This window comes from Roseateles sp. GW821-FHT09H11 (assembly GCF_059415845.1).
In genome coordinates this window covers 65,570-91,774 of sequence record NZ_JBWKOA010000008.1, presented here as the reverse complement: position 1 = coordinate 91,774, position 26,205 = coordinate 65,570, and the positions used below count along the sequence as shown (strand labels likewise).

Annotated in this window: 23 protein-coding genes and 1 other RNA gene; 10 read left to right on the top strand and 14 right to left on the bottom strand. The window is 69.7% G+C overall.

The window, feature by feature from the left end; all coding sequences use genetic code 11:
- Window positions 1-68 precede the first annotated feature (68 nt).
- Window positions 69-323 (top strand): ribbon-helix-helix domain-containing protein, encoded by a 255-nt coding sequence (locus tag AC07PR_RS24580; RefSeq protein WP_495136864.1) that lies wholly within the window; start codon window positions 69-71, stop codon window positions 321-323.
- 5 nt (window positions 324-328) lie between these two features.
- Window positions 329-634, top strand: coding sequence for a type II toxin-antitoxin system RelE/ParE family toxin (locus AC07PR_RS24575; RefSeq protein ID WP_495136863.1), 306 nt, complete (start codon window positions 329-331; stop codon window positions 632-634).
- Window positions 635-895: 261 nt separating this feature from the next.
- Here AC07PR_RS24575 and AC07PR_RS24570 read toward each other — a convergent pair whose 3' ends face one another.
- The 9 genes from AC07PR_RS24570 to AC07PR_RS24530 form a co-directional block, all read right to left on the bottom strand.
- The gene (locus tag AC07PR_RS24570; RefSeq protein WP_495136862.1) at window positions 896-1,627 is read right to left on the bottom strand and encodes a 16S rRNA (uracil(1498)-N(3))-methyltransferase; all 732 of its coding nucleotides are present in this window, start codon (window positions 1,625-1,627) and stop codon (window positions 896-898) included.
- Window positions 1,628-1,642: 15 nt separating this feature from the next.
- Window positions 1,643-2,200, bottom strand: coding sequence for an NADPH-dependent FMN reductase (locus AC07PR_RS24565; RefSeq protein ID WP_377159215.1), 558 nt, complete (start codon window positions 2,198-2,200; stop codon window positions 1,643-1,645).
- A 53-nt stretch (window positions 2,201-2,253) separates the two neighbouring features.
- Window positions 2,254-2,802 (bottom strand): hypothetical protein, encoded by a 549-nt coding sequence (locus AC07PR_RS24560; RefSeq protein WP_483108164.1) that lies wholly within the window; start codon window positions 2,800-2,802, stop codon window positions 2,254-2,256.
- 87 nt (window positions 2,803-2,889) lie between these two features.
- The gene (locus AC07PR_RS24555; RefSeq protein ID WP_377159211.1) at window positions 2,890-4,563 is read right to left on the bottom strand and encodes a long-chain-fatty-acid--CoA ligase; all 1,674 of its coding nucleotides are present in this window, start codon (window positions 4,561-4,563) and stop codon (window positions 2,890-2,892) included.
- 168 nt (window positions 4,564-4,731) lie between these two features.
- Entirely contained in the window at window positions 4,732-6,822 is a 2,091-nt protein-coding gene (locus tag AC07PR_RS24550; RefSeq protein ID WP_483108166.1) for a sensor histidine kinase, read from the bottom strand.
- Between the two features lie 136 nt (window positions 6,823-6,958).
- Window positions 6,959-9,583: a hypothetical protein gene (locus AC07PR_RS24545; protein WP_495136861.1), complete on the bottom strand. Its 2,625-nt coding sequence runs from the start codon at window positions 9,581-9,583 to the stop codon at window positions 6,959-6,961.
- Window positions 9,584-9,750: 167 nt separating this feature from the next.
- Window positions 9,751-11,172 carry an NAD(P)(+) transhydrogenase (Re/Si-specific) subunit beta gene (locus tag AC07PR_RS24540; protein ID WP_495136860.1) on the bottom strand — a complete coding sequence of 474 codons (1,422 nt, stop codon included), beginning with the start codon at window positions 11,170-11,172 and terminating at the stop codon, window positions 9,751-9,753.
- A gap of 106 nt (window positions 11,173-11,278) precedes the next feature.
- Window positions 11,279-11,575: an NAD(P) transhydrogenase subunit alpha part 2 gene (locus AC07PR_RS24535; protein ID WP_377159204.1), complete on the bottom strand. Its 297-nt coding sequence runs from the start codon at window positions 11,573-11,575 to the stop codon at window positions 11,279-11,281.
- A gap of 65 nt (window positions 11,576-11,640) precedes the next feature.
- Entirely contained in the window at window positions 11,641-12,759 is a 1,119-nt protein-coding gene (locus tag AC07PR_RS24530; protein ID WP_377159202.1) for a Re/Si-specific NAD(P)(+) transhydrogenase subunit alpha, read from the bottom strand.
- A 208-nt stretch (window positions 12,760-12,967) separates the two neighbouring features.
- Between AC07PR_RS24530 and AC07PR_RS24525 the strand changes: the two genes are divergently transcribed.
- Window positions 12,968-13,489, top strand: coding sequence for a hypothetical protein (locus AC07PR_RS24525; protein ID WP_377159200.1), 522 nt, complete (start codon window positions 12,968-12,970; stop codon window positions 13,487-13,489).
- 135 nt (window positions 13,490-13,624) lie between these two features.
- A complete protein-coding gene (locus AC07PR_RS24520) occupies window positions 13,625-14,119 on the top strand; it encodes an NUDIX hydrolase (RefSeq protein WP_377159198.1) in 495 nt (164 codons plus the stop codon).
- Between the two features lie 70 nt (window positions 14,120-14,189).
- Here AC07PR_RS24520 and AC07PR_RS24515 read toward each other — a convergent pair whose 3' ends face one another.
- On the bottom strand, window positions 14,190-15,068 hold the full coding sequence (locus AC07PR_RS24515; protein ID WP_377159196.1) for a response regulator: 879 nt from the start codon (window positions 15,066-15,068) through the stop codon (window positions 14,190-14,192).
- 236 nt (window positions 15,069-15,304) lie between these two features.
- On the opposite strand from AC07PR_RS24515, the gene mnmA reads away from it, so the two are divergent.
- The 3 genes from mnmA (at window position 15,305) to AC07PR_RS24500 (ending at window position 18,592) form a co-directional block, all read left to right on the top strand.
- Window positions 15,305-16,429 carry a tRNA 2-thiouridine(34) synthase MnmA gene (gene mnmA / locus AC07PR_RS24510; RefSeq protein ID WP_483108170.1) on the top strand — a complete coding sequence of 375 codons (1,125 nt, stop codon included), beginning with the start codon at window positions 15,305-15,307 and terminating at the stop codon, window positions 16,427-16,429.
- A 153-nt stretch (window positions 16,430-16,582) separates the two neighbouring features.
- Window positions 16,583-17,911, top strand: coding sequence for a sensor histidine kinase (locus tag AC07PR_RS24505; protein ID WP_377159192.1), 1,329 nt, complete (start codon window positions 16,583-16,585; stop codon window positions 17,909-17,911).
- A 33-nt stretch (window positions 17,912-17,944) separates the two neighbouring features.
- Window positions 17,945-18,592, top strand: coding sequence for a response regulator (locus tag AC07PR_RS24500; protein WP_067280760.1), 648 nt, complete (start codon window positions 17,945-17,947; stop codon window positions 18,590-18,592).
- A 10-nt stretch (window positions 18,593-18,602) separates the two neighbouring features.
- Here AC07PR_RS24500 and AC07PR_RS24495 read toward each other — a convergent pair.
- From AC07PR_RS24495 to AC07PR_RS24480, 4 genes are all read right to left on the bottom strand, one after another.
- Window positions 18,603-18,677: non-coding RNA, sX9 sRNA (locus AC07PR_RS24495), on the bottom strand.
- Between the two features lie 56 nt (window positions 18,678-18,733).
- The gene (locus tag AC07PR_RS24490; RefSeq protein ID WP_377159191.1) at window positions 18,734-19,195 is read right to left on the bottom strand and encodes a hypothetical protein; all 462 of its coding nucleotides are present in this window, start codon (window positions 19,193-19,195) and stop codon (window positions 18,734-18,736) included.
- Between the two features lie 80 nt (window positions 19,196-19,275).
- Window positions 19,276-22,572, bottom strand: a complete 3,297-nt coding sequence (locus AC07PR_RS24485; protein WP_495136859.1) for a sensor histidine kinase — start codon at window positions 22,570-22,572, stop codon at window positions 19,276-19,278.
- Between the two features lie 82 nt (window positions 22,573-22,654).
- Window positions 22,655-23,467, bottom strand: coding sequence for a helix-turn-helix transcriptional regulator (locus tag AC07PR_RS24480; protein WP_483108172.1), 813 nt, complete (start codon window positions 23,465-23,467; stop codon window positions 22,655-22,657).
- Window positions 23,468-23,684: 217 nt separating this feature from the next.
- Between AC07PR_RS24480 and AC07PR_RS24475 the strand changes: the two genes are divergently transcribed.
- The 3 genes from AC07PR_RS24475 to AC07PR_RS24465 all read left to right on the top strand — a co-directional run bounded on the left by AC07PR_RS24475 (window position 23,685) and on the right by AC07PR_RS24465 (window position 26,176).
- The gene (locus AC07PR_RS24475) at window positions 23,685-24,317 is read left to right on the top strand and encodes a response regulator (RefSeq protein WP_377159188.1); all 633 of its coding nucleotides are present in this window, start codon (window positions 23,685-23,687) and stop codon (window positions 24,315-24,317) included.
- Between the two features lie 132 nt (window positions 24,318-24,449).
- A complete protein-coding gene (locus AC07PR_RS24470) occupies window positions 24,450-25,442 on the top strand; it encodes an alpha/beta fold hydrolase (protein WP_483108173.1) in 993 nt (330 codons plus the stop codon).
- Between the two features lie 80 nt (window positions 25,443-25,522).
- Complete coding sequence (locus AC07PR_RS24465) at window positions 25,523-26,176, top strand: hydrolase (protein ID WP_377159186.1); 654 nt, start codon at window positions 25,523-25,525, stop codon at window positions 26,174-26,176.
- Window positions 26,177-26,205 lie beyond the last annotated feature (29 nt).

Here is a 26,205-nt window from a genome sequence, read left to right as displayed (position 1 = left end):
CTCCGCCCAAGGTAGGCCCCCTTGGTGGGGATGCGCCTCCCCCGACGATGCGATTTCTTTTCGAGGGAATGACCGAGATGATTCACGCAGATCTGGGACCCGAACTGGAGGCCATCGTGCTGAATCTGATCGAGAGCGGAAAGTATTCGTCGCGCACGCAGGTGCTGCGCGAGAGTGAGGACCTGAAGGGCTGGCGGGAAGCGCAGCTGCGCGCATTCGACGCATCCATCGAACGTGGACTTGCCGAGATCAAGTCTGGCGGAGGAATCTCAGCCCAAGACGCGTTCGAGCGCCTGTTCCAGAAGTACCCACATCTGCGCTAGCAAACATGCGAGTACGCCTCTTGACGGAGGCGTTGGCAGATCTAGACAGCATCGCTGAGTACATCGGGCGGCATGACCGAAGGCGTGCGCGCAGCTTCACCCACGAGCTGCAGCGGAAGATCTTCGGTCTTGCCTCGATGGCGGAGTCATTCCGCGTGATCCCGCGATACGCAGCCAGTGGGCTGCGGCGGCGCGTGCATCGCTCGTATCAGATCTTCTATATCGCCGACGTCGTCCACGGCATTGTTCACGTCGCTCGGATATTGCACTCCTCTCGCGACTTCGCTCCCCTGCTGGCTCACTTCGAATGAATTCCGATCTGACGACCACTCTCGATTCAGCGTTGACAGAACTGAAGCTGGCTCTGGTCACCAGACGCCCGTACCCTTCGCATCGCCACAAGGTCCGAGAGAAGAAGGCTTGGCGAGCATGGACCCTCGCCCGTCTGCGCGTGCTCCGTCTAGAGTTTCCAACCGTGCGCAAGACCAGCACGGATGCAGATGAAGGCTACACGGTCGATGAAGTCTTTGAACCTCTGCTCGCCTCCGGCCAGGTGCTCGAAGAAGAAAAGCTCAAGCTTCTTGCAGGGCTATCCAGCCGAGTACGGCGAGCGGCGCAGTGTCGGCCCGCAGGATCCTGGGACCGAGCTTCGCAGCGCTGAACCCGCGTGATCGGGCGGACTGCTCCTCAGCTTCGCTGAGACCACCTTCGGGGCCGCTGAGGACCGTGATGCGCTGCGCATCGCTCGATGACGACGTCAGCGCCGACAGCGGCTGCGCGGCCACAGGGCTCAGCAGCCAGCGTTGCTCGTCGGCATCGGCGGGAAGCTCGGCGAGCCACGCTACCAGCGTCTTCACCGGCGCGACCTGCAAGGGCTTCGAGCGACCACACTGCTCGGCGGCCGCAATCGCGACGCCCTGCCAGTGCGCGCGCTTCTTGTCCGCGCGATCGCCGTTGAGGCGAAGCACGGAACGCTCGCTCATCAGCGGCTGGATCGCTACCGCGCCGAGCTCGCAGGCCTTCTCGACGATGCCGTCCATCCGGTCGTTGGCCGGCATCACGACAGCCAGCGTGACCGCGCGCTTGAGCTCACGATCGACCGCCTGACGCGCCTTCAGCGCGACGCGGACTTCGCTGCGCCCCATCGCCGTGACCGCCGCGGTCCACTCGTCGCCGCTGCCATCGAACAGCGTGACCTCGTCCCCCGGCTGCAGCCGCAGCACCTGCACATGACGCGCCGCCCCGGGGGGCAGCGCCAGTTCAGCGTCGAGCCCCACCGCACCCAGCGGCTGCTCGACAAACAACCTCGCCGCCAACGCTCACCCCTTGTTCTTGCCCACCCAGGCGGCGAAAGCCGTCAGGACCTTGCGCAGGAAGGCTTCCGTCTCCGGCTTCGCGATGCTGCCGTCATCCTTGAACATGTCGGCCGCGCCGCCGAGGTAGACCTCCGGCGACGGCAACAGCGGCGTGTTCAGGCAGGCCAGCACCTGGCGCAAATGGTGGTTCGCACCGAAGCCGCCCAGCGCGCCCGGCGACAGCGTGATCACCGCGGCCGGCTTGCCGTCGAAGGCACTCTGACCGTAGGGCCGCGATCCCACGTCCAGCGCGTTCTTCAGCACGCCGGGGATCGAGCGGTTGTATTCGGGGCTCACGAACAGCAGCGCGTCCGCGGACTTCACCGCCTTGCGGAAGTCGACCCACGCCGCCGGCGGCTCGGCCGCCTCGTCTTCGTTGTAGAAAGGCAGCGCGCCGATCTCGACGATCTCGAGCTTCAGCTCAGCGGGGGCCAGGTTTGCCAGCGCGAGGGCCAGCTTGCGGTTGAACGACGCCTTGCGCAGGCTGCCGACCAGTACCGCGACGCGGTAGGACGTGGACATGGAGGGGCTCCCAACAATGGAAGGACCGCCTCCAGGATGTCAGGCGGTCCGGTTCAGTTGAACCCCAGTGTCGCACGCAGTTCGTGCGCCGCGGCGTCGCCCTTGGCGGCGCGCACGCGGTCGATGATGTCCAGCGCCAGGGTCTGCAGCTGGCTCATGTCGGCGCACTGCTCGACCTCCAGCGCGATCTTGTAGCCCTTCAGCAGCCCCTGCTGCTTGGCGAAAGTGCTCAGCGCCGTGTACAGCTCCTGGTAGGGCAGCGACGAGGTGGGCGCGCCCGCCAGCCGCGACGGCACGGGTCGCGACGCCGAGGCGCCACTCATGCGCGACGACGGCCCGCCCGATCCCAGCGGGGTCGCGATCGATGCCGGGCCCATGGGCCGCGACAGCGGCGCACCGGCGGTCACCTTCACGAGCTGATGCTGCACCAGCAGTTCGAGATCGGCGGACGTGGCGCCTTGCACCACCCCCACCCAGTCGCCTCCGGTCTTGCTGGCGTCGATCACCAGCAGCAGGTTGCGCGCCACGCGCGCTTGCACCAGCGCGCGCGACTTGATTTCCGCACGCCCGGCCTCGGTCTTTTCGTAACGTTCTTCGAGCACGGCCTTGCCTCCTCCTCAGGAGGGCGAACTTTAGGGTGTCAAGGGCGGGTTTCGCCCAAGTGCAATCCCTAAAACTGCTACCGACTGCTACTTCTTGTCGCGCAATTCACGGCGCAACACCTTGCCGACCGGAGTTTTTGGCAGTTCGGTCCGGAACTCGATGACCCGGGGGCGCTTGTAGCCGGTCAGGTTCGCTTCGCAGAAGGCCTTGACGTCGGCCTCGGTCAGCGCCGGATTGCGGCGCACGATCACGACCTTCACCGCCTCGCCGGCCTTCTCGTCGGGCACGCCCACGGCGGCGCACTCGGCCACGCCCGGCATCTGCGTCAGCACGTCCTCGATCTCGTTCGGATAGACGTTGAAGCCGCTCACCAGGATCATGTCCTTCTTGCGGTCGACGATGCGGAAGAAGCCGCGCTCGTCCACCGTGCCGATGTCGCCGGTGCGGAAGTAGCCGTCGGCCGTCATGACCTTGGCGGTCTCGTCGGGCCGCTGCCAGTAGCCCGCCATTACCTGCGGACCGCGGATCGCGATCTCGCCGCTGCTGCCGGTCGGCACTTCGTTGCCGTCGTCGTCGAGCAGCGTCACCTCGGTGCCGGACAGCGGCAGACCGATCGAGCCGGTATAGGCCGTGCTGTCCGTCGGGTTGCAGCACGCGACCGGGGACGTTTCCGACAGGCCGTAGCCTTCGACGATCGGGCAGCCGGTCTTCTCCAGCCACAGCCGCGCCGTCGCCTGCTGCACGGCCATGCCGCCGCCGACGGAGATCACCAGCCCGCTCCAGTCCACCGTGTTGAACTGCGCGTGGTTGGCCATCGCCATGAAGAGCGTGTTGACCGCGGGCAGGCTGTGGATCTTGTGGTGGCTGAGTTCCTTGAACACCGCGGGCAGGTCCCGCGGATTGGGGATCAGCACGTTGCAGCCGCCGACGCGCATCGACAGCATCAGGTTGGTGGTGAATCCGAAGATGTGATACAGCGGCAGCGCGCAGACGCTCATCAGCTGTTCATCGGCGGGCTTCTTCTTCAGCGCGGGCTGGTACCAGGCCTCGCACTGCAGCGTGTTGGCGACCAGGTTGCGATGCAGCAGCACCGCGCCCTTGGAGACACCGGTCGTGCCGCCGGTGTACTGCAGCACCGCGATGTCGTTGGGGCCGACCGTCGGACGCTTGTAGGTCTGACCGCGGCCCTTCGAGACCGCGTCGTTGAAGCGCACGGCCGAAGGCAGCTCGAACGCCGGCACCAGCTTCTTGACCTTGCGCACGACGTAGTTGACGACCATGCCCTTGGCGAAGCCCAGCATGTCGCCCATCGCGGCCAGGACGATGTGCTTCGTCGGCACGTTCGCGAGCACCTGCTGCAGCGTGGCGGCGAAGTTCTCGATGATGACGATCGCCTTCGCGCCGGCGTCCTTGAGCTGGTGTTCCAGCTCGCGCGGCGTGTACAGCGGGTTGACGTTGACCACGACGAAACCGGCGCGCAGCACCGCCGCGACGGCGACCGGGTACTGCGGCACGTTGGGCATCATGATCGCGACGCGATCGCCCTTCTCCAGGCCCAGGCCCTGCAGGTACGCGGCGAACGCGCGCGAGGCCTCGTCGATCTGCTCGAAGCTGATCGAGCGCCCCAGCATCTTGTAGGCGGCGCGCTCCGGGAACTGCTTGAACGCCGCTTCCATCAGCTCGACGAGCGAGGGATAGACGTCCGCATCGATCTCGGCAGGCACTCCCGCCGGATAGTGCTTCAGCCAGTTCTTCTCCATTGTTCTGTCTCCAAGGTACGGCGCGGATTCTCGCCGATCGCCATCGGGGCCCCATCAGGGGATTCGATAGACCGCACAAAGTGGAGAGATGACTCCAGAACGCATCGGGAACGGCTTGAATGCCACGCGATTGCGGGCCCGCGGCGTGCCCGCGCACGCGCGTTGCGCTCACGGGTCGACGTGCAGCGGCAGCCACAGCAGCAGTTCGGTGCCGCCCTCGACCGGCGCCTCTTCCGGCGCGCGCCAGTCGATGTCGGCGGAGATCCGCTCGGCGCGGCGGCGCATGCCGCGCAGGCCGTTGCCCTGGCGCAGGTCGGCCGCCATGCCGCGTCCGTTGTCGACGATGGACAGCAAGACCTGTCCCCGCGCCTCGTCCACGCGCGTCGAGAAGCGGACCCGCGTCGCGCCGGCATGGTGGATGACGTTGCTGAGCGCCTCCTGCACGATGCGGATCAACTCGCGGCCGCCGGTGCCGCGCAAGGTCGGCAGCAGCGGGATGTCGGTCAGTTGCCAGTCGAGCTCGAGTCCCGCGTCCTGCAGCCGCGGCGCCATCCGGTGCCGCAGGTTGGCGAGCAGCAGCGTGAGATCCCCGTCCGTGACGGCGAGCGCGTCGACGGTCAGGCGCATCTCGCGGATGCACTCGTCGAGCAGCCCGACCAGCGACTGCGAAGTCACGCCGCGCTCGGCGCACAGCCGCGCGGTCACGAGCTGCGAGCCCAGACCGTCATGCATCTCCTGCAGCAGGCGCTCGCGTTCCTGCGCGGCCGTGCGCTGACGCTCGCTGTCCTGCAGGTCTTCCCAGCGATCCTGCAGTTCGCGGGTGCGCGCATCGAGCGCCTGCTCGAGCCGGATGCGCGCCATCGCCTCGTCGCGCAGCGACCCGACGAAGCGCCGCTGTAGCGCCACACCAGCGATCGCGATCAGCACGGCGTGACCGACGACGTTGATGTCGACGACGCTCATCTGCTTCGACAACACCAGCGCGAACCAGCTCACATAGAGCCAGACCCAGGCCGACAGCGCCACGGCGCAGGCGCCGACCAGGTGGGCGTAACGCGGCGTCGCGAGCGCGGCCCGGGCCGCCAGGACCGCCGCGGCGCCCAGCACGACGGCACGACTGCCGAGCGCCCACCATGGCCAGGGGTGATGGAAGTCGGTCCAGCTCCAGCCCAGGAAGGCGGCGGCGCCGTCGATCACGGTGCCGAGCACCAGGTAGGCCATGGCCATCTTCTCGGGCCAGCGCGCCCCGATGCCCGAGAGCCGCGCGACCAGGAAGAGCAGGCCCGCCTTCGAGAGCACGTCGGCCAGGTCCAGCGTCACGCGCCACCACGGCGCGGGGAACAGCGCGCCGTTGAGCAGGTAGGGCGACAGCAGCAGCGCGGTGCACAGGCAGAACAGGCCGGTGACGCCATACAGCCATTCCTGGCGGAGCGCGAGCCACACCATCAGCATGAACGCACCGATGACGATGCCGGCCAACGCCGTGGTGACGCGGATCACCTGCCAGAAGCGGCGCCCCTCCTGCAAGGCGCGGATCTGCGCGGACGGGCCCAGCAGCGGCGCTGACAGCCCCGCGCCTTCGAAGCCCGGACGTGCGAGCCGCAGGCTGAGCCGATGCTCGCCGGCCGGCAGCATCGCGGGCGGGATGCTGACCTGCAGCCGGCGACCTGCGAGCAGCAGGCCGCGTTGCGCGAGATCGTCCTCGTCCTCGGACGCATAACCGCTGCCCGGGCTCGAAGTCGCGATCAACTGCCCGTCCAGATAGACCGTCGCCGCGGGCCGGTGCTGGATCACGAGCCAGTACGGCGCCTCGGCGGACCGGTCCAGGTGGAAATCGAGCGCGAGCCAGAGCGGGCCCGGCGCGTCGGTGTCGTGGATCTGGACCGGCAGCGCGACCACGTGGCCCGGTGCGAGGGGCACGGCGGGCGTGGTCGGCATCGTCGAGGGCATCGGCGTCGGGGTGGCCGTCGGACTCAACGGCCGGGACACGACGGACGACGCGGCCGAGTCCGCGGAGGCCGGCCCGGTCCGCAGTCGCGCGCCCGACCGCGCATCGGGCAATGCTCCGGGAATCTGCGCGGGATCGAGCGCATCGCCTGGCAGCAGGCGGGCTTCGGTCAGTCGCAGCACCTGCGGCGGCGTCGCCGTGCCGTACTGCTGGGAGAACAGATGGACGACGCCGAGCATCAGCAACGGCAGCGCCACCAGCAGCGCCAGCCGCCGGATCGACACCATCGCCGCTGCCGGACGGACCTCCATCGATCGCGTGAATACCGCCAAATCACCCCCACGCCGCACATGAAAGGGAACGGCCGGCTCCGCGAGGAACCGGCCGCGGGAGATGCTAGGTCATCACGGGTCTGGGCGACACCTCGGACCTAGGGGGCGTCTCAGGTCAGATCACGGCGCCGGCGAACTGGTACTGGTAGGTCAGTTGGCTGCTCGGACCCGCGTTGCCGGCGGCATCGATCGCGTAGACCTCGACCGTGTTGGAACCGATGACCCATCCACCCGTTCCGACACCCGGGACCCATGGCTCGCTGGGCCCCCATTCGCCTCCGTTCGTTCGAGACCGGAAGGTGTCACCCAGTTGCAGGCCGCCGACGAGGACGATCGGATTGGAAGTGATCAAGTCCGTCGAACTCGCGCCGTCGTCGTGCTCCAGCGAGAGCTTCGGTGCACTCGGCGGCGACGTGTCGAGGGTGATCTCGACCGGCCTGATGGCGACATTGCCTGCCAGATCCGTCTCGCGCATCTCCAGCTGGTGCTTGCCGTCGGCGCCGAAGGCGCTCAATGGCAGACGACCGTCGGCGGGCACCTCTTTCCAGGTGCTGCCATCGACGCGGTAGGACACGACGTCCTGGCGGGCGTCCCAGCCGCTGTAGCGATTGACCTGGAAGAAGTCCTGCGCACCGAGGGTGACCTGCGCCGGCCCTTCTCCCCCGCCGTGGTCCTTGCCGGAGGACATCCAGCTGGGATTCAGCGCCTGGTTGTCCAGTGTGAAGCTCAAGCTGGCCGCGTCACTGGCGTTGCCAGCGGCGTCCACCTGCTTGACCAGCAAGCTCGGTTTGCCGCCGCCGAAGGGGAAGAGCCAATCCGAATCCACCACGGTCGTGCCCTCGGCAAACGCCTGCCAGTCGCCCCCATTCGTGCTGACCAGCAGCGTCGCGCCGCCTTCCAGACCGTCGACATGAACCTTGCCCGACGACGTGATCCCGTCGGTGCTGCTGACACCCGTGTCGTTGAGCAGCTTCAGCGTGGGCATGGTGGGTGGGGTGACGTCGACAGGGACGTTGAACGTCGTCACCGGGCCGTCGTTGCCCGCCAGATCGGACTGGCGCACCTGGAGTTGCTGCGTCCCGTCCTGGTGGAACTCCGAGACCGGCATGCGGCCGTTGTTGGCGGGGAACCACTGTGCCGCCGGATCAAGCCGGTATTCCACCAGCGCATTGGTTTCGGCGCCGTGGACCTGGATGGCATCGTCAATCCCCAGTGCGGGCTTGCCGGCCGGCATCGTCCATTGCAACTCGCCCGGCGCCGTCCGGTCGAGTTGGAAGGACAGCTGGGCGGCGTCGCTCTCGTTGCCGCTCGCGTCGATCTGCTTGACGAGCAGTTGCTTCAATCCGTCGGCACCGAACAGCGCCTCCGGCAGCTGCGCGTCGCCGCTGCGCGGGGTCCAGGTCTGGCCGCCGTCGAGACTGATGGCGAGGGTGGCGTTCGGCTCCAGTCCTTCGATGTTCACCGGGCCGGCAGCAGTGACGCGATCGTGACGATCGAGACCGGTGTCGACCGCGAGCGACAGCGTCGGAGTCGCAGGCGCGGTCACATCGACACGGGCGACCAGCGTGGTGCTTGCGCTCTCGTTGCCGGCCACATCGATCTGGCGCACTTCGACCTGCCCGGCGCCGTCGTGCTGGAACATCGAGACCGGGATCAGGCCGCCCGCGGCGGCGAGCCACGGCGTCTGCGCGTCGGGGCGGTACTGGACGATCGCGTCCGTTTCGACGCCCTGGACGGCGATCGTGTCAGCGAGGCCCAGCGCGGTCTTGTCGGTCGGCATCGACCAATGCAACGCGTCCGGCGCCGTCCGGTCGAGCGTGAAGGACAGTTCAGCCACCTCGCCCGCGTTGCCCTTCGCGTCGATCTGCCTGACCTCCAGATGCTTCATCCCGTCCGCGCCGAACAGCGCTTCCGGCAACTGCTCGTCGCCGCTGTGCGAGGTCCAGGTCTTGCCCTCGTCCAGGCTGACCGAGAGCGTGGCCCCCGGCGCCAGCCCCGACACGTTCACCGCGCCCGAGGACGTGATGTGATCCTGCCCGCTGCGACCGGTGTCGACCGCGAGCGACAGCGTCGGTGCGACCGGCACGGGCGCGGGTGGCTGTTGAGCGGGATCGGCCGGCGGCGAGGGGTCGGGATCCGACTTGCCAGGGTCCGGCTGTTGAGACTGACCCGCGTGGGACTGATCTGCCGGCGGATGGTCCGCTGAAGGTTGATCCGTGCCCGGCGTCGACGTTCCGGGGTCCGGCTTCTGTTCCGACACGGGCGGATCCGACTTCGGTTGATCGGATTTCGGAGGATCGGACTTCGGAGGATCGATGGCGCCGATCGGCTTCGAGTCCCCTGCGGACGACGAGCCCGCGAGGCCCGCCGCGCCGCCGATGCCCAGCAGGCCGAGGCCCGCGGCCAGCAGCGCCGAGGAGCGGTCGTCATGGCGTTCGCCGCTGGCCGAGGCAGCGGCGGCGGGGAGTGCTTCGGTAGCACCGGCGTCGCCATCCGGCATCGCGGCGGCGTCCGGCAACGCAGGGACGCCCGGCACCGCAGGGGCGTCCGGAGTGGCCGCGGTTTCCAGCGTGCTGGCGGCGGGCGAGTCCGGCGGGGCGCTGCCGGACTCGGTGGCTGCCTCGTCCAGACGTTCGTCCTCGTCAGGTCGGACACGGCGGTCGTGCGCGCGTGGCGCAGGATTGCCCTTCGAGGTCAATGGCGCAGGCGCGCCGGGCAACAGATCTAGGTTGGCGGACATCATGGACACAGCAGAAGAAAGGACCCTGCAGTCTCTTCAGGTCAGCGCCCGCCCGCACCAGCCTCGATTTGCAGCAAATGGCGACAGCTCCCACCCAAGTCAGTAGGCCAGCTACCAATAAGGCTGGAAGATGACCGGAGCCGCGCGAGCTCCGCCCCGCAGATGTGCTACTCGATGGCCTTGAGCATGTCCTCGACAACCTTCTTCGCGTCACCGAAGACCATCATGGTCTTGTCCATGTAGAACAGCTCGTTGTCCAGGCCGGCGTAGCCCGCGGCCATCGAGCGCTTGTTGACGATGATGGTTCGCGCCTTGTAGGCCTCGAGGATGGGCATGCCGAAGATCGGGCTGCCCTTCTGCAGCGCGGCGGGGTTCACCACGTCGTTCGCGCCGAGGATGATCGCGACGTCGGTCTGGCCGAACTCGGCGTTGATGTCCTCCATCTCGTGCACTTGGTCGTAGGGGACCTCGGCTTCGGCGAGCAGCACGTTCATGTGGCCGGGCATGCGGCCGGCGACCGGATGGATCGCGTAGCGGACCGTCACGCCCTTGTCGATCAGCTTCTGCGCGAGCTCCTTCACCGCGTGCTGCGCGCGCGCCACCGCCAGGCCGTAGCCGGGGACGATGATGACGCTCTCGGCATTGCCGAGGATGAAGGCGGCATCGTCGGCGCTGCCGCTCTTGACGTTGCGCTGCTGCGTCGTGGCGGCCGCCGCGCCGGCCTCGGCGCCGAAGCCGCCCAGGATCACGTTGAAGAACGAGCGGTTCATCGCCTTGCACATGATGTAGCTCAGGATCGCGCCCGAGCTGCCCACCAGCGATCCCGCGATGATCAGCATGCTGTTGTTGAGCGAGAAGCCGATGCCCGCCGCCGCCCAGCCGGAGTAGCTGTTGAGCATGGACACGACCACCGGCATGTCGGCGCCGCCGATCGGGATGATCAGCAGCACGCCGAGCGCGAAGCCCAGCAGCGCCACGAGGATGAAATCCATCGAGCTCTGCGAATGCCAGAAGCCGAAGATGAAGAACGCGGCGGCCAGGCCGAGGAGCGCGTTCAGCCAGTGCTGGCCGGGGAAGGTGACGGGCGCGCCCTGGAACAGCCGGAACTTGTACTTGCCGCTGAGCTTGCCGAAGGCGATCACCGAACCGGAGAAGGTCACCGCGCCGATGAAGCAGCCGAGCGCGAGCTCGATGCGGTTGCCGCCGGGGATGGGCTCGCCGCGCGGCGCGATGGCGAAGGCATGCGGCTCCACGACCGCGGCGCCGGCGATGCACACGGCGGCCAGGCCGATCATGCTGTGCATGAAGGCGACCAGCTCCGGCATCTTGGTCATCTCGACGCGCTGCGCCATGACCGTGCCGATGCCGCCGCCAATCACCAGGCCGCCCAGCACGTAGCCCAGGCCGAGCGTCTGTCCGCCGGCGAGCTTGAGGATCAGCGCGCCGGTCGTCAGCACGGCGATGGTCATGCCGACCATGCCGAAGAGGTTGCCGCGGATCGAGGTCGTCGGATGCGACAGGCCCTTCAGCGCCTGGATGAAGCAGACGCTGGCGATCAGATACAGCAGGGTGACGAGATTCATCGTCATGTGGCCCCCCCGGTCGATGGGTACGTCGCCCGATCCCACGAGGGGATTCGGGCCGGCTTGGGAGCGGCCCGGCGCTCGGCCCGGTCCACGTCGATGCGGCGGTGGGTCACTTGCGCTCCTTCTTCTTGAACATCTCCAGCATCCGTCGCGTGACGAGGAAGCCGCCAAAGACGTTGACCGCCGCCAGCGCGACGGCGAAGGTGCCCAGGCCCTTGCCGAGCGTGGTCTCGGTGAGCGCGGCGGCAAGCATCGCGCCGACGATGACGATCGCGGAGATCGCGTTGGTCACGGCCATCAGCGGCGTGTGCAGCGCGGGCGTGACGGTCCAGACGACGTGGTAGCCGACGTAGATGGCCAGCACGAAGATCGTCAGGTTGATCAGGGTGGGGGAGACGGCGTCCATGCGGAGAGCTCCTTCCGGGGAAACGGGAACGGCGGGAACGGCGGGAACGGGGCGCGGATCCGGGGTCAGGCCTTGCGCAGCACCTGGCCTTCATGCGCGACGAGGCAGGCGGTCACGATGTCGTCGTCGGCGGGCAGCGCGAAGCCGCCCTCCTTCGTCAGCACCAGCTTCAGGAAGTCCAGCAGGTTGCGCGCGTACAGCGAGGACGAGTCCGCCGCGACCAGCGCGGGCAGGTTGGTCTCGCCGACCAGCGTGACGCCGTGCTTGCGGACGGTCTGGCCGGGCTCGGTCAGCGGACAGTTGCCGCCGGCGGGCGCGGCGATGTCGACGATCACGGAGCCGGGCTTCATCGCGCGGACCATCTCCTCGGTGACCAGCACCGGCGCCGGGCGGCCGGGAATCAGCGCGGTCGTGATGACGACGTCGGCCTGCGCGACGCGCTTGGCGACCTCCACCTGCTGGCGCTGCAGCCAGCCCGGCGGCATCGGGCGGGCGTAGCCGCCGACGCCGACGGCCGCCTCGCGTTCCTCGTCGGTCTCGTAGGGCACCTCGATGAACTTGGCGCCCAGCGATTCGACCTGCTCCTTGACGGCGGGCCGGACGTCCGAGGCCTCGATCACCGCGCCCAGCCGCTTGGCCGTCGCGATCGCCTGCAGACCGGCGACGCCCACGCCGAGCACCACCACCCGCGCGGCCTTGATCGTGCCGGCGGCGGTCATCAGCATCGGGAACAGGCGCTGGTAGTGGAAGGCGCCCAGCATCACGGCCTTGTAGCCGGCGATGTTGGCCTGGCTGGACAGCACGTCCATGCTCTGCGCGCGGGACGTCCGCGGGGCGGCCTCCAGCGCGAAGGCGGTGAGGCGGGCCCCGGCCAGACGCTCCAGGCCGTCCCGGTCGAACGGGTTCAGCATGCCGACCAGCACCGCGCCGGGCTTGAACAGCGGCAGTTCGCCGGGGTCCGGAGACCGCACCTTGAGCACCAGGTCGGCGCCGAAGGCGGCCTCCCGGGCGACGATCTCCGCCCCGGCGGCGGCATAGGCCTCGTCGGTGGCGCTGGCGTTCAGGCCCGCGCCTTGCTCCACGCGCAGCACATGGCCCTGCGCGACGAGCTTCTTGACGGTTTCCGGCGTCGCGGCGACGCGCGTCTCTCCCGCCGCGGTTTCCTGCGGCACACCGATCAGCATCTGGAGTCCCTCCGTCCGAATCCGGGTCGAGGCGAGCTTAACGGGCGACCGCCCTGGGCGAGCCTCGCCCGCGACAGGGGTTTTCACCAGGGAGACGCCACCCCGCAACGTGGGGGCAATGCTGTTTCGAAAGGTGAACCGCTGTCGTCCGCAGGGGTGAAAGCAGCGTTAAATTGGGGCGTCCAATGACCCCCGAAAGGAGTCACCCATGATCAAGAAGATGGTTTTCAGCAGTGCGTTGGCAATCGCGGCCCTGGTGCCGATGACTTCCCGGGCGGCCGATGTCGGCGTGTCGGTCAGCATCGGCGAGCCGGGCTTCTATGGCCAGATCGACATCGGCAACGTCCGCCCGCAGGTGGTGTACGAGCGGCCGGTGCTGGTCGAGCGCGTCCCGGCGCCGCAGCCCGCCGTCTACCTGCTGGTGCCCCCGGGCCACCAGAAGAACTGGGCGCGTCATTGCGCGCGCTACAACGCCTGCGGCCGCCCGGTGTACTTCGTCCGCGACACCTGGTATCGCGACGTCTACGCGCCGCAATATCGTCGCGAACACACCGAGTACCGCTGGCGCCCGGACGGCCGCCGCGACTGGCGCGACGACCACGGTCATGGCCGTGGCCATGACCGCGACCATGACCGCGGCCCGGACCGGGACAATGGCCGGGGCCCCGACCGGGATCACGGACGCGGTCCCGATCGCGACCGCGATGACCACGACCGCGGCCGTCGCTGATCCCCTGTCCCGATGACAAGGCCCCGGCTTGCCGGGGTTTTTCATTTTCGGCGTTCACAATGCGGCCCGCACCCATCGAGGTGGCCGTTCCCGGCATTGGCGCCGCGGCTCGAGCCGCCCTTTCAGGAAGGACCAATGACCGAACGATTCAAGCCCAGCGTCACCGTCGCCGCCGTGATCGAACAGGAGGGCCGTTACCTGCTGGTCGAGGAACTCACCCGCGACGGACTGCTGCTGAACAACCCCGCCGGCCACCTGGAGCAGGCGGAATCGGCGATCGACGCCGTCGTGCGCGAAGTCCTCGAGGAAACCGCCCGGCCGTTCACGCCGGACGCCTTCCTCGGCGTCTACATGTCGCGCTTCCTGCGGCCCGACCGCAACGACGATGTCACCTATGTCCGGCTCGCCTTCACCGGCCGGGTCGGGGAACAGATCCCGGGCCGCCCGTTCGACGAGCCCATCCAGCGCACGCTGTGGCTGACGCTGGACGAGATCCGCGCCAGCCAGGACCGCCACCGCAGCCCGCTGATCCTGCAGTGCATCGAGGATCACGCCGCCGGTCGCCGCCTGCCGATCGAGGCGGTGAGCGGCCACCCGTCGCTCTACGCGCCCCGGGCCTGGCCGCACTGAGCGGCCCCGGAACGCCGACAGGCCCCGGAGGGCCTGTCGTCACGCGCGGTCGGAGCGATCGGCGCCGGCTTCAGAGCGTCATCGCGGCGCTGATGGCCTGCTGGCTGTGGCGGGGTTCGCGCCGGCAGGCTTCCAGCTCGTTGACCGCGCAGCGCGCCAGCGTCGTCAGCGACTCGCGCTGCCGGTCCCGCAGGCGGCGCGGCAGCCGGTCCATCACGCACAGGCTGCCGACCACCTCGCCGGTCGACAGCGACAGCGGCACCGACGCATAGAAGCGCACGTAGGGCGCGCCCTGGACCAGCGGGTGATCGAGGAATCGCTGGTCATGCCAGGTGTCCGGCACTTCCTGCAGGCTGCCGTGGTGCATCACGTGCGTGCACAGGCCCCGGGCCCGCGGCATCAGCCGCAGGTGAAGGCCCGAGGTGCCGATCAGCCGCAACTGGTCGCCGTCGACCAGGCCCACGGCCGCCATGGCGCCGCCGCTGATGTCGCAGGCCAGATCGGCCAGTTCGTCGAAGGCGACGTGCACCCGCGACTGCAGGTCCAGCCCGTCCACGGCGGCCTGGCGTTCGTCCTCGTCGACCGGCAGCGGCGCGCGCCAGCCTCGCAGCATCGCCAGCGCCTCGTCGGTCTGGCGGCCCTTGTCGAAGAAGCCCGAGATGCCGTGCTCCGCGCAGGCCCGCCGCATCTCCTCGTAGTAACTGTGGGTCATCACGATCACCCGCGCGCCGACGCCCAGTTGCCGGATCGCCCGCAGCACCCGCAGCCCGCTGCCCGGCTGCAAGGCCAGGTCCATCAGCACCACGTCCGGCTGCGCCCGGGCGATCACCTCGATGGCGGAGCGCTCGCACCCGGCCTCTCCCACCACGTGGATCTGGCGCTCCCGTGCCAGCAGCGCCTGCCATTGCGCCCGTGCCGTGATGGATCCATCGACGATGACGATGTTCATGACCTTGTGCTCCCTGTTTCATCCAGTTTCTTCCCGCCCCGCGTGGCGGTGGAGCCGGCGTTGCCGCGAGCCCCTGTCAGCGTTGGCGCAATCGCTTGTCAGCCATCCCTGACACGCGAATCGGGGGTCGCCCCTCGTGGCGAGGACTGCGTCACGGATCGGAGACCACCGCGCCTCGGCCCCGGGTCAACCCCGCGGGGGACGGGTGATGTCCACCTTTGGGACAATGCCGCCCCATGAATCCCAAGAAGCAACGCGTCGTCGTCGGGCTGTCCGGCGGCGTTGATTCCGCCGTGACGGCCTGGCTGCTGAAGCAGGCGGGCCACGAGGTCGTCGGCATCTTCATGAAGAACTGGGAAGACGACGACGACAGCGAGTACTGCTCCTCCAACATCGACTTCGTCGACGCGGCCGCCGTCGCGGACGTCATCGGTATCGAGATCGAGCACGTCAACTTCGCCGCCGAATACAAGGACCGCGTCTTCGCCGAGTTCCTGCGCGAGTACCAGGCCGGCCGCACGCCCAACCCGGACGTGCTGTGCAACGCCGAGATCAAGTTCAAGGCCTTCCTCGACCACGCGATGCGCCTGGGCGCGGAGAAGATCGCCACCGGCCACTACGCCCGGGTGCGCGAGGTCGACGGCCGCGTGCAACTGCTCAAGGGGCTCGATCCGTTGAAGGACCAGAGCTATTTCCTGCACCGGCTCAACCAGGCGCAGCTGCGCAAGACGATGTTCCCGGTCGGCGACCTGCCCAAGACCGAGGTGCGCCGCATCGCCGAGGAGATCGGCCTGCCGAACGCGAAGAAGAAGGATTCGACCGGCATCTGCTTCATCGGCGAGCGCCCGTTCCGCGAGTTCCTCAACCGCTATCTCTCCCAGAAGCCCGGTCCGATCAAGGACGACCGCGGCCGCAAGGTGGGTGAGCACGTCGGCCTGTCGTTCTACACGCTGGGCCAGCGTCAGGGACTGGGCATCGGCGGCATCAAGGAGAAGGGCGCCCCGCGCGGCGGCGGCGAGCACGCGCCCTGGTTCGTCGCCCGCAAGGATCTGGAGACCAACACGCTGGTCGTCGTCCAGGGCCACGATCACCCGCTGCTGCAGAGCCGCGGTCTGGTCGCGCAGGACCTGAGCTGGACCGACGAAGCGCCGGCCTTCGGCGGCTTCGGCGCCAAGACCCGCTACCGGCAGGCCGACGCCGCCTGCGCGATGACGCCGGGTGAACCGGGTGGTCCGGCTGAAGGCAGCATCCGGCTCGACTTCCCGCAGGCGCAATGGGCGGTCACGCCGGGCCAGAGCGCCGTGCTCTATGACGGCGACGTCTGCCTGGGCGGCGGCGTGATCGCGGAAGCGATCGCGTAGGCCTCCGCAACTCATCCAGCGATTCGGGGCACTCGTCGCATGGGCGGAACCGCCCCGCGGGTGTCCCATGACAATGCGCACCTTCCCTGCCGGACGTCGCCTGTGGCACGCTGGCGGCTTGTCGCTCCGTGTCTGCTTCGTCTGGATCGCCCTGTGGATCGCCCCCTCGATCGTCTCCTCGCCCGCATCGCCCAGCCCGCCTTCGTGCTGCGCATCGCCGCCCTGGCGATCTGCCTGCTGGAGCTGGGCTCGGCGATCTGGGGCCTGATGGGCAACCAGACGGAGCCGTACGACGGCGTCCTGGCCAGCCTCTACCGCCGCACCGGCGGCACCACGCACGACGCGCCCTTCGTCCTCACCTGCCTGGCGCTGGTCATGGTGTTCGCGTGGCACTTCTGGCGCCTGGCGCGCCAGCAACACCTGGACCTGCCGCCGCGCAACGCGCTCTCCCGCGTGGTGCTGCTCAACCTGCTGGCGCTGCTGGTGACGCCGGGGCTCCCCTTCCTGGTCACGGTGCTGGCGGCGCTGCTGCTCAACGTGCGGCGCGCCTTCAATTTCGCGCTGGCGCAGGTCGTCATCAACGTCGCGCTGTACTGGCTGCTGCCCAGCGAGGCGCAGCGGCTGGAACAGATCCAGCCCGACATGCCCTGGTGGCTGAACAGCGTGGGCTTGTCGATGTCAATGGTGGCGCTGCACGGCATGGCCTTCGGGCTGGGGCGGCTGGCCGCGGCTGAAGGCGAACGCCGGCGCTGGTTCCAGGCGATGCTGGCCGAGAAGGAATCCGGCGAGCGCCTGCAGATCGAGCAGCTGCGCTATGCCGAGCGCCTGCACATGGCGCGCGAGCTGCACGACGTGATGGGCCACCACCTGACCGCGCTCAACCTGCACCTGCAGCTCAGCGAGGCGCTGCTCAAGCGCCACGACGAGCCGGGCGCGGCGCAGGCGGTGGAGAAGGCCAGGCTCGGCGCGGCGGGCTTGCTGGCGGAAGTCCGCGCCGCCGTGTCGCGCGAGCGCGAAAGCCAGCGCATCAACCTCGAGGCGGCGCTGCGCACGCTGGCGGACGGCATCGCCAGCACGCAGATCGAGCTGGCGCTGGATCCGGTCGCGCAGGACCTGACCCCGCGCTGCGCGCACGCGCTGCTGCGCTGCGTGCAGGAGGCGGTGACCAACGCGGTGCGCCATGCCGGCGCGACGCATGTGCGGGTGACGCTGGAAGCGGTGGAGTCGGCCGCGCCGGTCGCGCCGGTCAGGGCCGGCGAGACGGCCTTCGTCGGCGGTCATCCTGGCCCGGCCGCCTTGCTGTCCGCGGGATCACAGGTGCGCGTGCGGGTTGACGACAATGGCCGGGGCACGCGCAAGCTGCGCGAGGGCAACGGTCTGAAGGGCATGCAGGAGCGCATGGCCGAACTGGGCGGGACGATGCAGGTGCTGCGGCATCACCCCGGATTCCTGATCGAACTGAACTGCCCGCGGCGCGCCTGAAGCGGGCCGGCGCCATCCAGGGAAGGAGACGACATGAGCGAGAACACGATCAAGCTGCTGCTGGTGGAAGACCAGCAACTGGTGCGCGAGGGCCTGAAGGGCCTGCTGGCGCTGCACGACGACATCCGCCTGATCGGCGAGGCGTCCGACGGGGCGGAGGCGCTGGAGCTGCTGGCGCGCGAGCAGCCGGACGTGATCCTGTCGGACATGCGCATGCCGCGGCTGGACGGGATCGGGTTGATCCGCGCGCTGGCGGCGCGGGCGCTGAAGATCCCGGTGGTGCTGCTGACGACCTTCGACGACACGGCCGCCTTCGACGAGGCGGTGCGGGCGGGGGCGCGCGGCTTCCTGCTGAAGGCGATCAGCCCGGATACGCTGGTGCAGGCGCTGCGCGACGTGGTCGGCGGATCGACCGCGCTGCGGCCGCTGCTGACCGAGCGCATGGAGCGCGCGCCGGTCGAGCGCGCCTTCGCCGCGACGCCCGAGCCCGAGACGCTCAGCCCCAAGGAGCTTCAGGTGCTGCGTCTGGTGGCCAGCGGCCGCAGCAACACCGAGATCGCCGCGTTGCTGGGCAACAGCGAGGGCGTGATCAAGAACCACTGCTCGGCAGTGTTCGCGAAGATGGGTGTGAGAGACCGCACCCAGGCGGTCCTCAGAGCCATCGACCTCGGTTGGATTTGAATCCGGCTCGGTCTCTCGGGGCGTCGCGAGCGGACGTCAGGCTAGGCGGGCGGAGCGGAGGAACCGGAACGTACTTCCTGTACGTGAGGATTCCGAGCATCCGACCAACGACGCATGACGTTCGCGCAGCAGCCCCCGCTCTCAGATCCAGAGGTCGTAATCCTGGAGGGCGCGGATGCGGCGCTCGACCGAGAGGAAGCGGGCGGCGCCCACTTCGCCGATCGCCTTGACGACGCGCGGGTGGTACTTCTTGTAGAGCTTCTGCTCGGCGTCGACGTAACCGAGGTAGCCGCGCGAGAAGTACTTCGACTGCGCATTGGTCGGCTTGTCGCCGATCTGCACGTACTCCACCGACATGCGGGTGAACTGGCGGTTCAGCGCGGCGAGTTCGCGCTCGTAAGCCTCATAGACCGGCACGAACTTCTTGGTCTGGGCCTCGTCCAGGGCCAGCGCCTTCAGCACGACGCCCTTGCGGTCGGCACGGACGGCGTCGCGCAGCGACTGGGCCTGCGCGGTGTCGGGCACCGGCGCCGGATCGGCGAAGGCCGGCAGCGCGGCGGTCAAGGACAGGCATAGCGCGGACAGCGCGGCGAACTTCTTCATCTCTCTTCCCTCGTCATGCGTCGGACTTCGACTGCGCGGCCGATTCTAGGGAGCGGGTTTTGCCCTGACCCTTCGGGACTTCACGGGGAGACAGGCGCGCGCACCTGCCGCCAGCGCTCGAGCCAGCCCGCGTGTCGCGGATCGGCCACGCGCAGGACCAGCTCAGTGCCCGCACCGGGCACGCTGTGCACGGTAAAGCTCGCATCCATGAGCCGCGCCCGCTCGCGCATCCCGCACATGCCGTAACGCACGCCTCGCGCCTGGCGCGATTCCCAGTCCGGCGCCAGGCCGATGCCGTTGTCGCGCACGGTCAGCAGCACCACGTCGGCCCGGTAGTCGAGCGCCAGCGTCACCTCGGTCGCCCGGGCGTGGCGATCGGCATTGGTCAGGCCTTCGCGCGCGATCAGCAGCAGCTCGTCCTCCACCGGCGCCGGCAGTGCGCGCGGCGTTCCGCTCACCCGGATCCGGAACTGGCCTGGCGGGCGGATCAGATCCTGCCCGGCGCGCGCCAGACCGTCGGCCAAGGCACGGCCATCACGCCTGCCATCGCCGTCGCCATCGCCGCCCCCATGACCGCCGCCGCCGTGGCGATCGGCGCCGTCATCGCTCCCACCGTCATCGCGGTCATCGCGGTCATCGCGGTCACGACCTCGCCGCTCCTGCCGCTCGGCGGCATCCTCGTCGTCGATGCGCTGCCGCAGTTGTCCGACGCGATCGCGGCCCTCCGCGAGCAGCGCCTCCGCGCGGGTCAGATCGCGTTCCATCTTGTGGCGCAACGCCGCGTCGGCAACGCGCCGCACGCTCGCATCCAGGCCCAGCAACAAGCCCTGGAAACCCTGCAACAGGGTGTCGTGCAGGTCACGGGCGATACGTTCCCGCTCGCGGTGGCGGTCGGCCAGGCGCAGACGCAGCCGGGCCTGCAGCGACCGGACGCGCAGCCGGTAGCCGCCCCAGACGGCCACGATCAGCGCCAGCGCCACCGCCCAGCGGAAGGCCGGCTGCTGATGGAGCATCGGCGCGATGCGGAAGGCCAGCACCGTCGGCTGGCGGCTCCAGAGGCCGTCCGGATTCGAGGCGAGCACCTCGAAGCGGTAGTCGCCGGGACCGAGGTTGGCGTAGGTCGCCTCGCGCTGCGTGCCGGCGTCGCGCCAGTCGGCGTCGACGCCGACCAGCCGGAAGCGGTAGCGGACCTGCTCGGCCTTGCTCAGCACGCGCGCGGCGTAGCGCAAGGTCAGCGCGTTGGTTCCCCTGGGCAGCTGCTGGCCCTGCGCGGCCGGATAGTTCTGCCCGCCAGCCATCAGCGCCTGCACGTCGACACGGACCTCGCGCGAGCTGCGCGGCGTCCGCGCCGGATCGAGCCAGACCACGCCGAGGTTGGTCACGAACCACAACCGGCCGCGAGCGTCGCGCACGGCGGTGGGCGTCGCCGAGGCCTGCCGCGCGATGCCCGGCAGCCCGTCGGCGGCGTCGAGCAGCTGGTAGCTCAGCGGATGGGCGGACTCGTCGAACAGCGACGGCACCTCCGCCGCGGCCAGCCGCACCAGCCCGCGCGCGCCGTTGAGCCAGAGGTCGCCGTCCAGGGACTCGACGACGCCGGACACCCGCGCGAAGGCGGGATCGCGGGCGAGCGTGATCGTGGCGAAGCCGCCGTTCCTGCCCAGGGCCACGCCGTTCTCGCCGGCGACGACCAGCCCGTGGCGGGTGTTGATCATCGTGTGGATGCGGCCGGTCCGCAGCCCTTGCTCCGGACCGAAGCGCAGGCGTCGGCCGCGGTCGTCGATGCCGGTGAGCACGCCGTCGTGTCCGAACCAGACCGCACCGTCCGCATCGACCGCCAAGGCCGCCGGCGGAGCGCCGTCCAGTTCCGCGTCCTTCACCCGTTCGACGCCGGCGCGGGTCGCGTGGAACACGCCGACGTCCTGCAGCGACAGCCACAGCCCGCCGGTGGGATCGGCCGCCATGGCATTCGCGGCCGCCATCGCGCCGGCGGGCAGCGACAGGTCCCAGCGGTCCCAGCGCCCGCCGGGCAACGAGCGCCAGAGGGTCTCGTTGTCCCACAGCCAGAGGGCGCCGTCGGTGGCGCGGATCGCCTGCGTGGCCGGCCGCCGCGACAAGGGTCGGGGATCGACGCCGTTGTCGCGCACCGGGCCGCCGGGCGGGTCGACACGCCAGCTGGCGGAGGAACTCGACAGCAGCACGCCGCTGCCGTCCGGCTGCACGCTGAAGCCGGTGGCGGCCGCGTCCTCCAGGCGCGTGACGCGCTGGATGCGGTGCTGGCGCAGGCTGCTCACGCCGACGTTGGTGCCGACCCAGATCTCGCCGTCATCGCTCTCCAGCAAGGGCACGGTGATCGACGATCCCAGCCCGTCCGCCACGGTGAACCAGCGTCCGCGCGTCCAGTCGAGCTGCTCGCCCGCCAGCAGCCGCGCCGTGGCCGCGGCATCGGTCCGGAACACGCCACGGCCATTCACCGTGACCCACAGCCCGCCGTCGCTGGCGAACAGCATCTGCTTGACCAGCGTGACCGGCTGGCCGTCGCGTGAGGACACCACGCTGGGGGAAAAGGGCGCCGCGGCGAGATCGTCGGCCCGCAGCGGTCCCGGCGCCGGCGCCGTGCCCGGCAGCGCCGTCCACGCACGCCACGAGCCCGGCAGTCCGAGCGGCCGCACGCCGCCGCGCCCGTCCGCCAGCCAGAGCCGGTCCTGGACGTCCTGCGTCATCACGGCGGAGCGCCCCGTCCGCACGCCGGTGAACTCGAAACGCTCGGCGCCGACGGCCAGGCGGTAGAGCCGCTCGCCGGAGCTGACCCAGAGCGTGCCTTGCCGATCGCGGAACAGGTATTCGGCGGCGGGCTCCGGATAGCCCTCCTGCTCGCCGATGCGGGACCAGCGCCGGCCGTCGAAACGCGCGAGCCCCTTGCCCGTCGCGGCCCACAGCGCGCCCGACGCCCGCACCAGGCGCAGCACGCGGCCGCCCGGCAGTCCCTGGGCCGCGCCGTGACGCACGACCTGACCCTCGCGCGCGCCGGACCCTTCACGCAGTTGCAGCACGCCGCCTTCGAAGAGGCCCAGCCACAGCGTGCCGTCGTCGTCGACCAGCAGCGCGTTGATGTTGACCGCCGGCAACGACGGATCGCCGGGCCGGTAGCGCTCGAAACGCAGGCCGTCGAAGCGGTACAGGCCCATGCCGGTGCCGAGCCAGAGCTCGCCCTCGCGCCCGCCGCCCATCGTCCAGACGTCCGGCGGCGCGCCTTCGCGGACGCTCCACGAGCGGTGGGAGAAATCGGCCAGGCCGCCCTCGGCCGCGCGCACCGGCGCATGGTCCGCGCCGACGAGACTCGCCGCCGCCAGGATCAGTCCCGCCCACCACCTCGCCACACGCGTCCTCCCTGTTCCGATGCCGGTCCGGCACCGACTGTGACCCTGTGCGCCGCCCGGGGTCAAGCGCGCGCTGGACCGTTCATGCGGCCGGCAGCGGACGGAGCCCGTACAGGCCGTGAGCCGCCCCGCGCACGGCGACGCGCACCGGATGCGGGAAGGGGTCGTCGATCAGCGGCTCGTCGTCGAGCAGCCCGCGGCGCAGCGCCTCGGTGGCGGCCTGCGTGCGGCTGCGCGCGCCAAGCTTCTGCAGCAGCGTCTTCACATGCGTCTTGACCGTGCCGGCCGCGACGCCCAGCCGCAGGCCGATGGACTTGTTGTCCAGGCCGAGGCACAGCATGCGCAGCACGTCGCGCTCACGCGGGGTGAGGTCGTCGCCGAGCCAGCCTTCGGCGACCGCGGCGGCCGCCGTGCGGCAGAGGTGGCGACGGCCGGCCGCGACCGCGCGCGCGGCGTCGCGCAATTCCTCCAGCGCGCAGGCGGCATGCACGTAGCCGAGCACCCCCGCGGCCATGGCCTGGCGGACCCGGCCGCCGTGCACCACGGGACTGACAACGAGCCAATGCGGCCCGGGCAGTCCGGCGCCGGCATGACGCCCGAGTGCGCCGGCGCCGCCGACCGGGGCCCGGCGTGGCTCGCCGGCCAGCGCCTGCAGCGCGCCGTCGTGGTCGGCGACGACGAGCCGGATCGGCTCGGCGCGGCCGGACGGTCCGGCGGCGAGTGTCGGCAGCACGCCGGACTCGGCGATCAGGCCGGCGTCATCCCCCGCGTCATGGGCGCGGAAGAACGGCGACAACGCGGCGGCGATGCCGGCGCGCAGCAGCGGATTGCGGTGGAGGACGATCGCGTCGAGGACGGCATCCGGGACGGCATGAAGGCGCTCGATCAGGGACATGGACGGCTCCCAGGGCGTTGAAGGGCGGTGATGGCGAAGGCGGACCGGAGGAGGGCCGCTGGGAGACGCTGAAAGCGCTCTCTCGAAGGACTGCGCCGATCATCGGAAGCGATGCTGCACTGCGATAGCCCCGGTCGAGTCGACAACGCCTACCCGAAAGGGTATCGGCCCCCTGGAACGGGGACGGTGGCGAGGGGGCACCCCTATGATCGCCGCCATGGTGCCCGCGTCCGATCCCATCCGCGTCCTGACGGTCGACGACCACCCGCTGATGCGGGAGGGCATCGCCGCGGTGCTGGGCGAGCAGCCGGACATGACGCCGGTGGGCGAGGCGGACAACGGCTGGCAGGGCCTGCAGGCCTTCGAGCGGCTGCGTCCCGACGTCACGCTGATGGACATCCAGATGCCGGGCATGGACGGGCTGGAGGCGCTGGCGCGGCTGCGGGCGCTGAGCCCGGCGGCGCGCGTCATCGTGCTGACGACCTTCAAGTCGGACGGCCAGGCCTGGCAGGCGCTGAAGCTGGGCGCCAGCGGCTACCTGCTCAAGACGCAGCTGCGCACCGAGCTGCTGGACGCGATCCGCGCCGTGCACCGCGGCAACCGCTGGATCCCCAACGAGGTGGCGCAGGAGATCGCCGCCCACGCCGGCCAGGAGCAGCTCTCCGGCCGCGAGATCGACGTGCTGGAGCACATCGCGCAGGGCCGGAGCAACCGGGAGATCGGCGGCCTGCTCTCGCTGTCCGAGGACACCATCAAGGCGCGGGTCAAGACCATCCTGTCCAAGCTCGACGCGCGCGACCGCACGCATGCCGTCGTGCTCGCGCTCAAGCGCGGTCTGTTGCGTCTGTAATCCGTCCGGGCCCCGACTGCAACGGGGCGTCACGCCGGCCTGCCTCCGACGGGAGAGCATCGGGTGCGCCATCGGCGGCTGGTTCCACCGGGGAGCCGTTCCTACGATGGTGGCATTCCCCGGAGACCCTCGATGACCACTCCCTCGATCCCCACGGATCCCACCCGCCGCGACGTGCTCGCGCTGGGCGGCCAGTTCGCGCTCGCCGCGGCACTGCCGCTCGCGCTGGCCGACGGCGCCGCGGCCGCGACCCCGGCGGCCTCTTCCTCTTCTTCATCCGATCACACCCTGCCAGGAGCCCCCATGAGCTACGTCACCACCAAGGACGGTACCCAGATCTTCTACAAGGACTGGGGCAGCGGCCAACCGGTCGTCTTCTCGCACGGCTGGCCGCTGAGCAGCGACGCCTGGGAAGACCAGATGCTGTTCCTCGGCCAGAACGGCTTCCGCGTCATCGCGCACGACCGCCGCGGCCACGGCCGCTCCAGCCAGAGCTGGAACGGCAACGACATGGACACCTACGCCGACGACCTGGCCGCGGTGCTCGACAAGCTGGACGTCAAGAACGCGGTGCTGGTCGGCCACTCGACCGGCGGCGGCGAAGTCACCCGCTACGTGGGCCGCCACGGCACGAAGCGCGTGGCCAAGGTCGTGCTGGTCGGCGCCGTGCCGCCGACGATGATGAAGTCCGCCGCGTATCCGAACGGCCTGCCCAAGGAGGTCTTCGACGGCATCCGCGCCGGCGTCCAGAAGGACCGCTCGCAGTTCTACAAGGACCTGACCACGCCGTTCTTCGGCGCCAACCGCCCCGGCGCCGTCGTGTCGCAAGGCGCGCGCGACAGCTTCTGGCTGCAGGGCATGCAGGGCTCGCTGAAGTCGCAGTACGACTGCATCAAGCAGTTCTCGGAAACCGACTTCACCGAAGACCTCAAGAAGATCACCGTGCCCACGCTGATCATCCACGGCGACGACGACCAGATCGTGCCGATCGGCAATGCCGGCGAGCTGTCGGTGAAGCTCGCGCCCAAGGCCACGCTGAAGGTCTACAAGGGCGGCGCCCACGGCCTGGCGGTCACCGCCAAGGACCAGCTCAACGCCGACCTGCTGGCCTTCGCCAAGTCCTGATCGTCCCGGGTCGATCGCCCGCCGCCGGCCCCCGCGCCGACGGGCATCGATCGGCCCCTCATTCCCCGAAGGAGATTCCCATGACCCCGACCGCCAAGGCCGCCCCCGGCGCCAAGTTGCTGAACCCGAAGGACCACACGCTGGTCCTGATCGACTTCCAATCGCAGATGGCCTTCGCCACGCATTCGATCTCCGCCAACGAGCTGCGCACCAACGCGTCGCTGGTGGCGCAGGCGGCGGCCGGTTTCGGCGTGTCGACGATCCTGACCACGGTCGCCGAGAAGAGCTTCTCCGGCCCGATGTTCGAGGAGATCACCGCGCCCTTCCCCGGCCAGAAGCTGCTGGACCGCACCTCGATGAACACCTGGGAGGACGCGGCGGTGATCGAGGAGATCAACCGCATCGGCAAGCCGCGCATCGTGCTGGCCGGCCTGTGGACCAGCGTGTGCATCGTGGGTCCGGCGCTGTCGGCGATCGACCAGGGCTTCGAGGTCTACGTGATCACCGACGCCTGCGGCGACGTCTCGGCCGAGGCGCATGAGCGCGCGGTCGAACGCATGGTGCAGGCCGGCGCGCAGCCGATGACCTCGCTGCAGTACCTGCTGGAGCTGCAGCGCGACTGGGCGCGCGGCGAGACCTACGACCTGACGACCGGCATCGCGCGCAAGGTCGGCGGCTCGTACGGCATCGGCATCAACTACGCCAAGACGATGTTCAACGCCCACGAGGGCTGATGGCCCTCGTTCCCGCGGAAAGGCGGCCC

What these genes read in the sequence shown, in the direction of transcription:
- AC07PR_RS24545 (WP_495136861.1), bottom strand. Translation starts at nt 9,583, where the DNA reads ATGTCCGCCAACCTAGATCTGTTGCCCGGCGCGCCTGCGCCATTGACC.
- mnmA (WP_483108170.1), top strand. Translation starts at nt 15,305, where the DNA reads ATGAATCCCAAGAAGCAACGCGTCGTCGTCGGGCTGTCCGGCGGCGTT.
- AC07PR_RS24525 (WP_377159200.1), top strand. Translation starts at nt 12,968, where the DNA reads ATGATCAAGAAGATGGTTTTCAGCAGTGCGTTGGCAATCGCGGCCCTG.
- AC07PR_RS24535 (WP_377159204.1), bottom strand. Translation starts at nt 11,575, where the DNA reads ATGGACGCCGTCTCCCCCACCCTGATCAACCTGACGATCTTCGTGCTG.
- AC07PR_RS24530 (WP_377159202.1), bottom strand. Translation starts at nt 12,759, where the DNA reads ATGCTGATCGGTGTGCCGCAGGAAACCGCGGCGGGAGAGACGCGCGTC.
- AC07PR_RS24515 (WP_377159196.1), bottom strand. Translation starts at nt 15,068, where the DNA reads ATGAACATCGTCATCGTCGATGGATCCATCACGGCACGGGCGCAATGG.
- AC07PR_RS24470 (WP_483108173.1), top strand. Translation starts at nt 24,450, where the DNA reads ATGACCACTCCCTCGATCCCCACGGATCCCACCCGCCGCGACGTGCTC.
- AC07PR_RS24490 (WP_377159191.1), bottom strand. Translation starts at nt 19,195, where the DNA reads ATGAAGAAGTTCGCCGCGCTGTCCGCGCTATGCCTGTCCTTGACCGCC.
- AC07PR_RS24540 (WP_495136860.1), bottom strand. Translation starts at nt 11,172, where the DNA reads ATGACGATGAATCTCGTCACCCTGCTGTATCTGATCGCCAGCGTCTGC.
- AC07PR_RS24555 (WP_377159211.1), bottom strand. Translation starts at nt 4,563, where the DNA reads ATGGAGAAGAACTGGCTGAAGCACTATCCGGCGGGAGTGCCTGCCGAG.
- AC07PR_RS24500 (WP_067280760.1), top strand. Translation starts at nt 17,945, where the DNA reads ATGAGCGAGAACACGATCAAGCTGCTGCTGGTGGAAGACCAGCAACTG.
- AC07PR_RS24575 (WP_495136863.1), top strand. Translation starts at nt 329, where the DNA reads ATGCGAGTACGCCTCTTGACGGAGGCGTTGGCAGATCTAGACAGCATC.
- AC07PR_RS24475 (WP_377159188.1), top strand. Translation starts at nt 23,685, where the DNA reads ATGGTGCCCGCGTCCGATCCCATCCGCGTCCTGACGGTCGACGACCAC.
- AC07PR_RS24480 (WP_483108172.1), bottom strand. Translation starts at nt 23,467, where the DNA reads ATGTCCCTGATCGAGCGCCTTCATGCCGTCCCGGATGCCGTCCTCGAC.
- AC07PR_RS24550 (WP_483108166.1), bottom strand. Translation starts at nt 6,822, where the DNA reads ATGGAGGTCCGTCCGGCAGCGGCGATGGTGTCGATCCGGCGGCTGGCG.
- AC07PR_RS24580 (WP_495136864.1), top strand. Translation starts at nt 69, where the DNA reads ATGACCGAGATGATTCACGCAGATCTGGGACCCGAACTGGAGGCCATC.
- AC07PR_RS24465 (WP_377159186.1), top strand. Translation starts at nt 25,523, where the DNA reads ATGACCCCGACCGCCAAGGCCGCCCCCGGCGCCAAGTTGCTGAACCCG.
- AC07PR_RS24565 (WP_377159215.1), bottom strand. Translation starts at nt 2,200, where the DNA reads ATGTCCACGTCCTACCGCGTCGCGGTACTGGTCGGCAGCCTGCGCAAG.
- AC07PR_RS24520 (WP_377159198.1), top strand. Translation starts at nt 13,625, where the DNA reads ATGACCGAACGATTCAAGCCCAGCGTCACCGTCGCCGCCGTGATCGAA.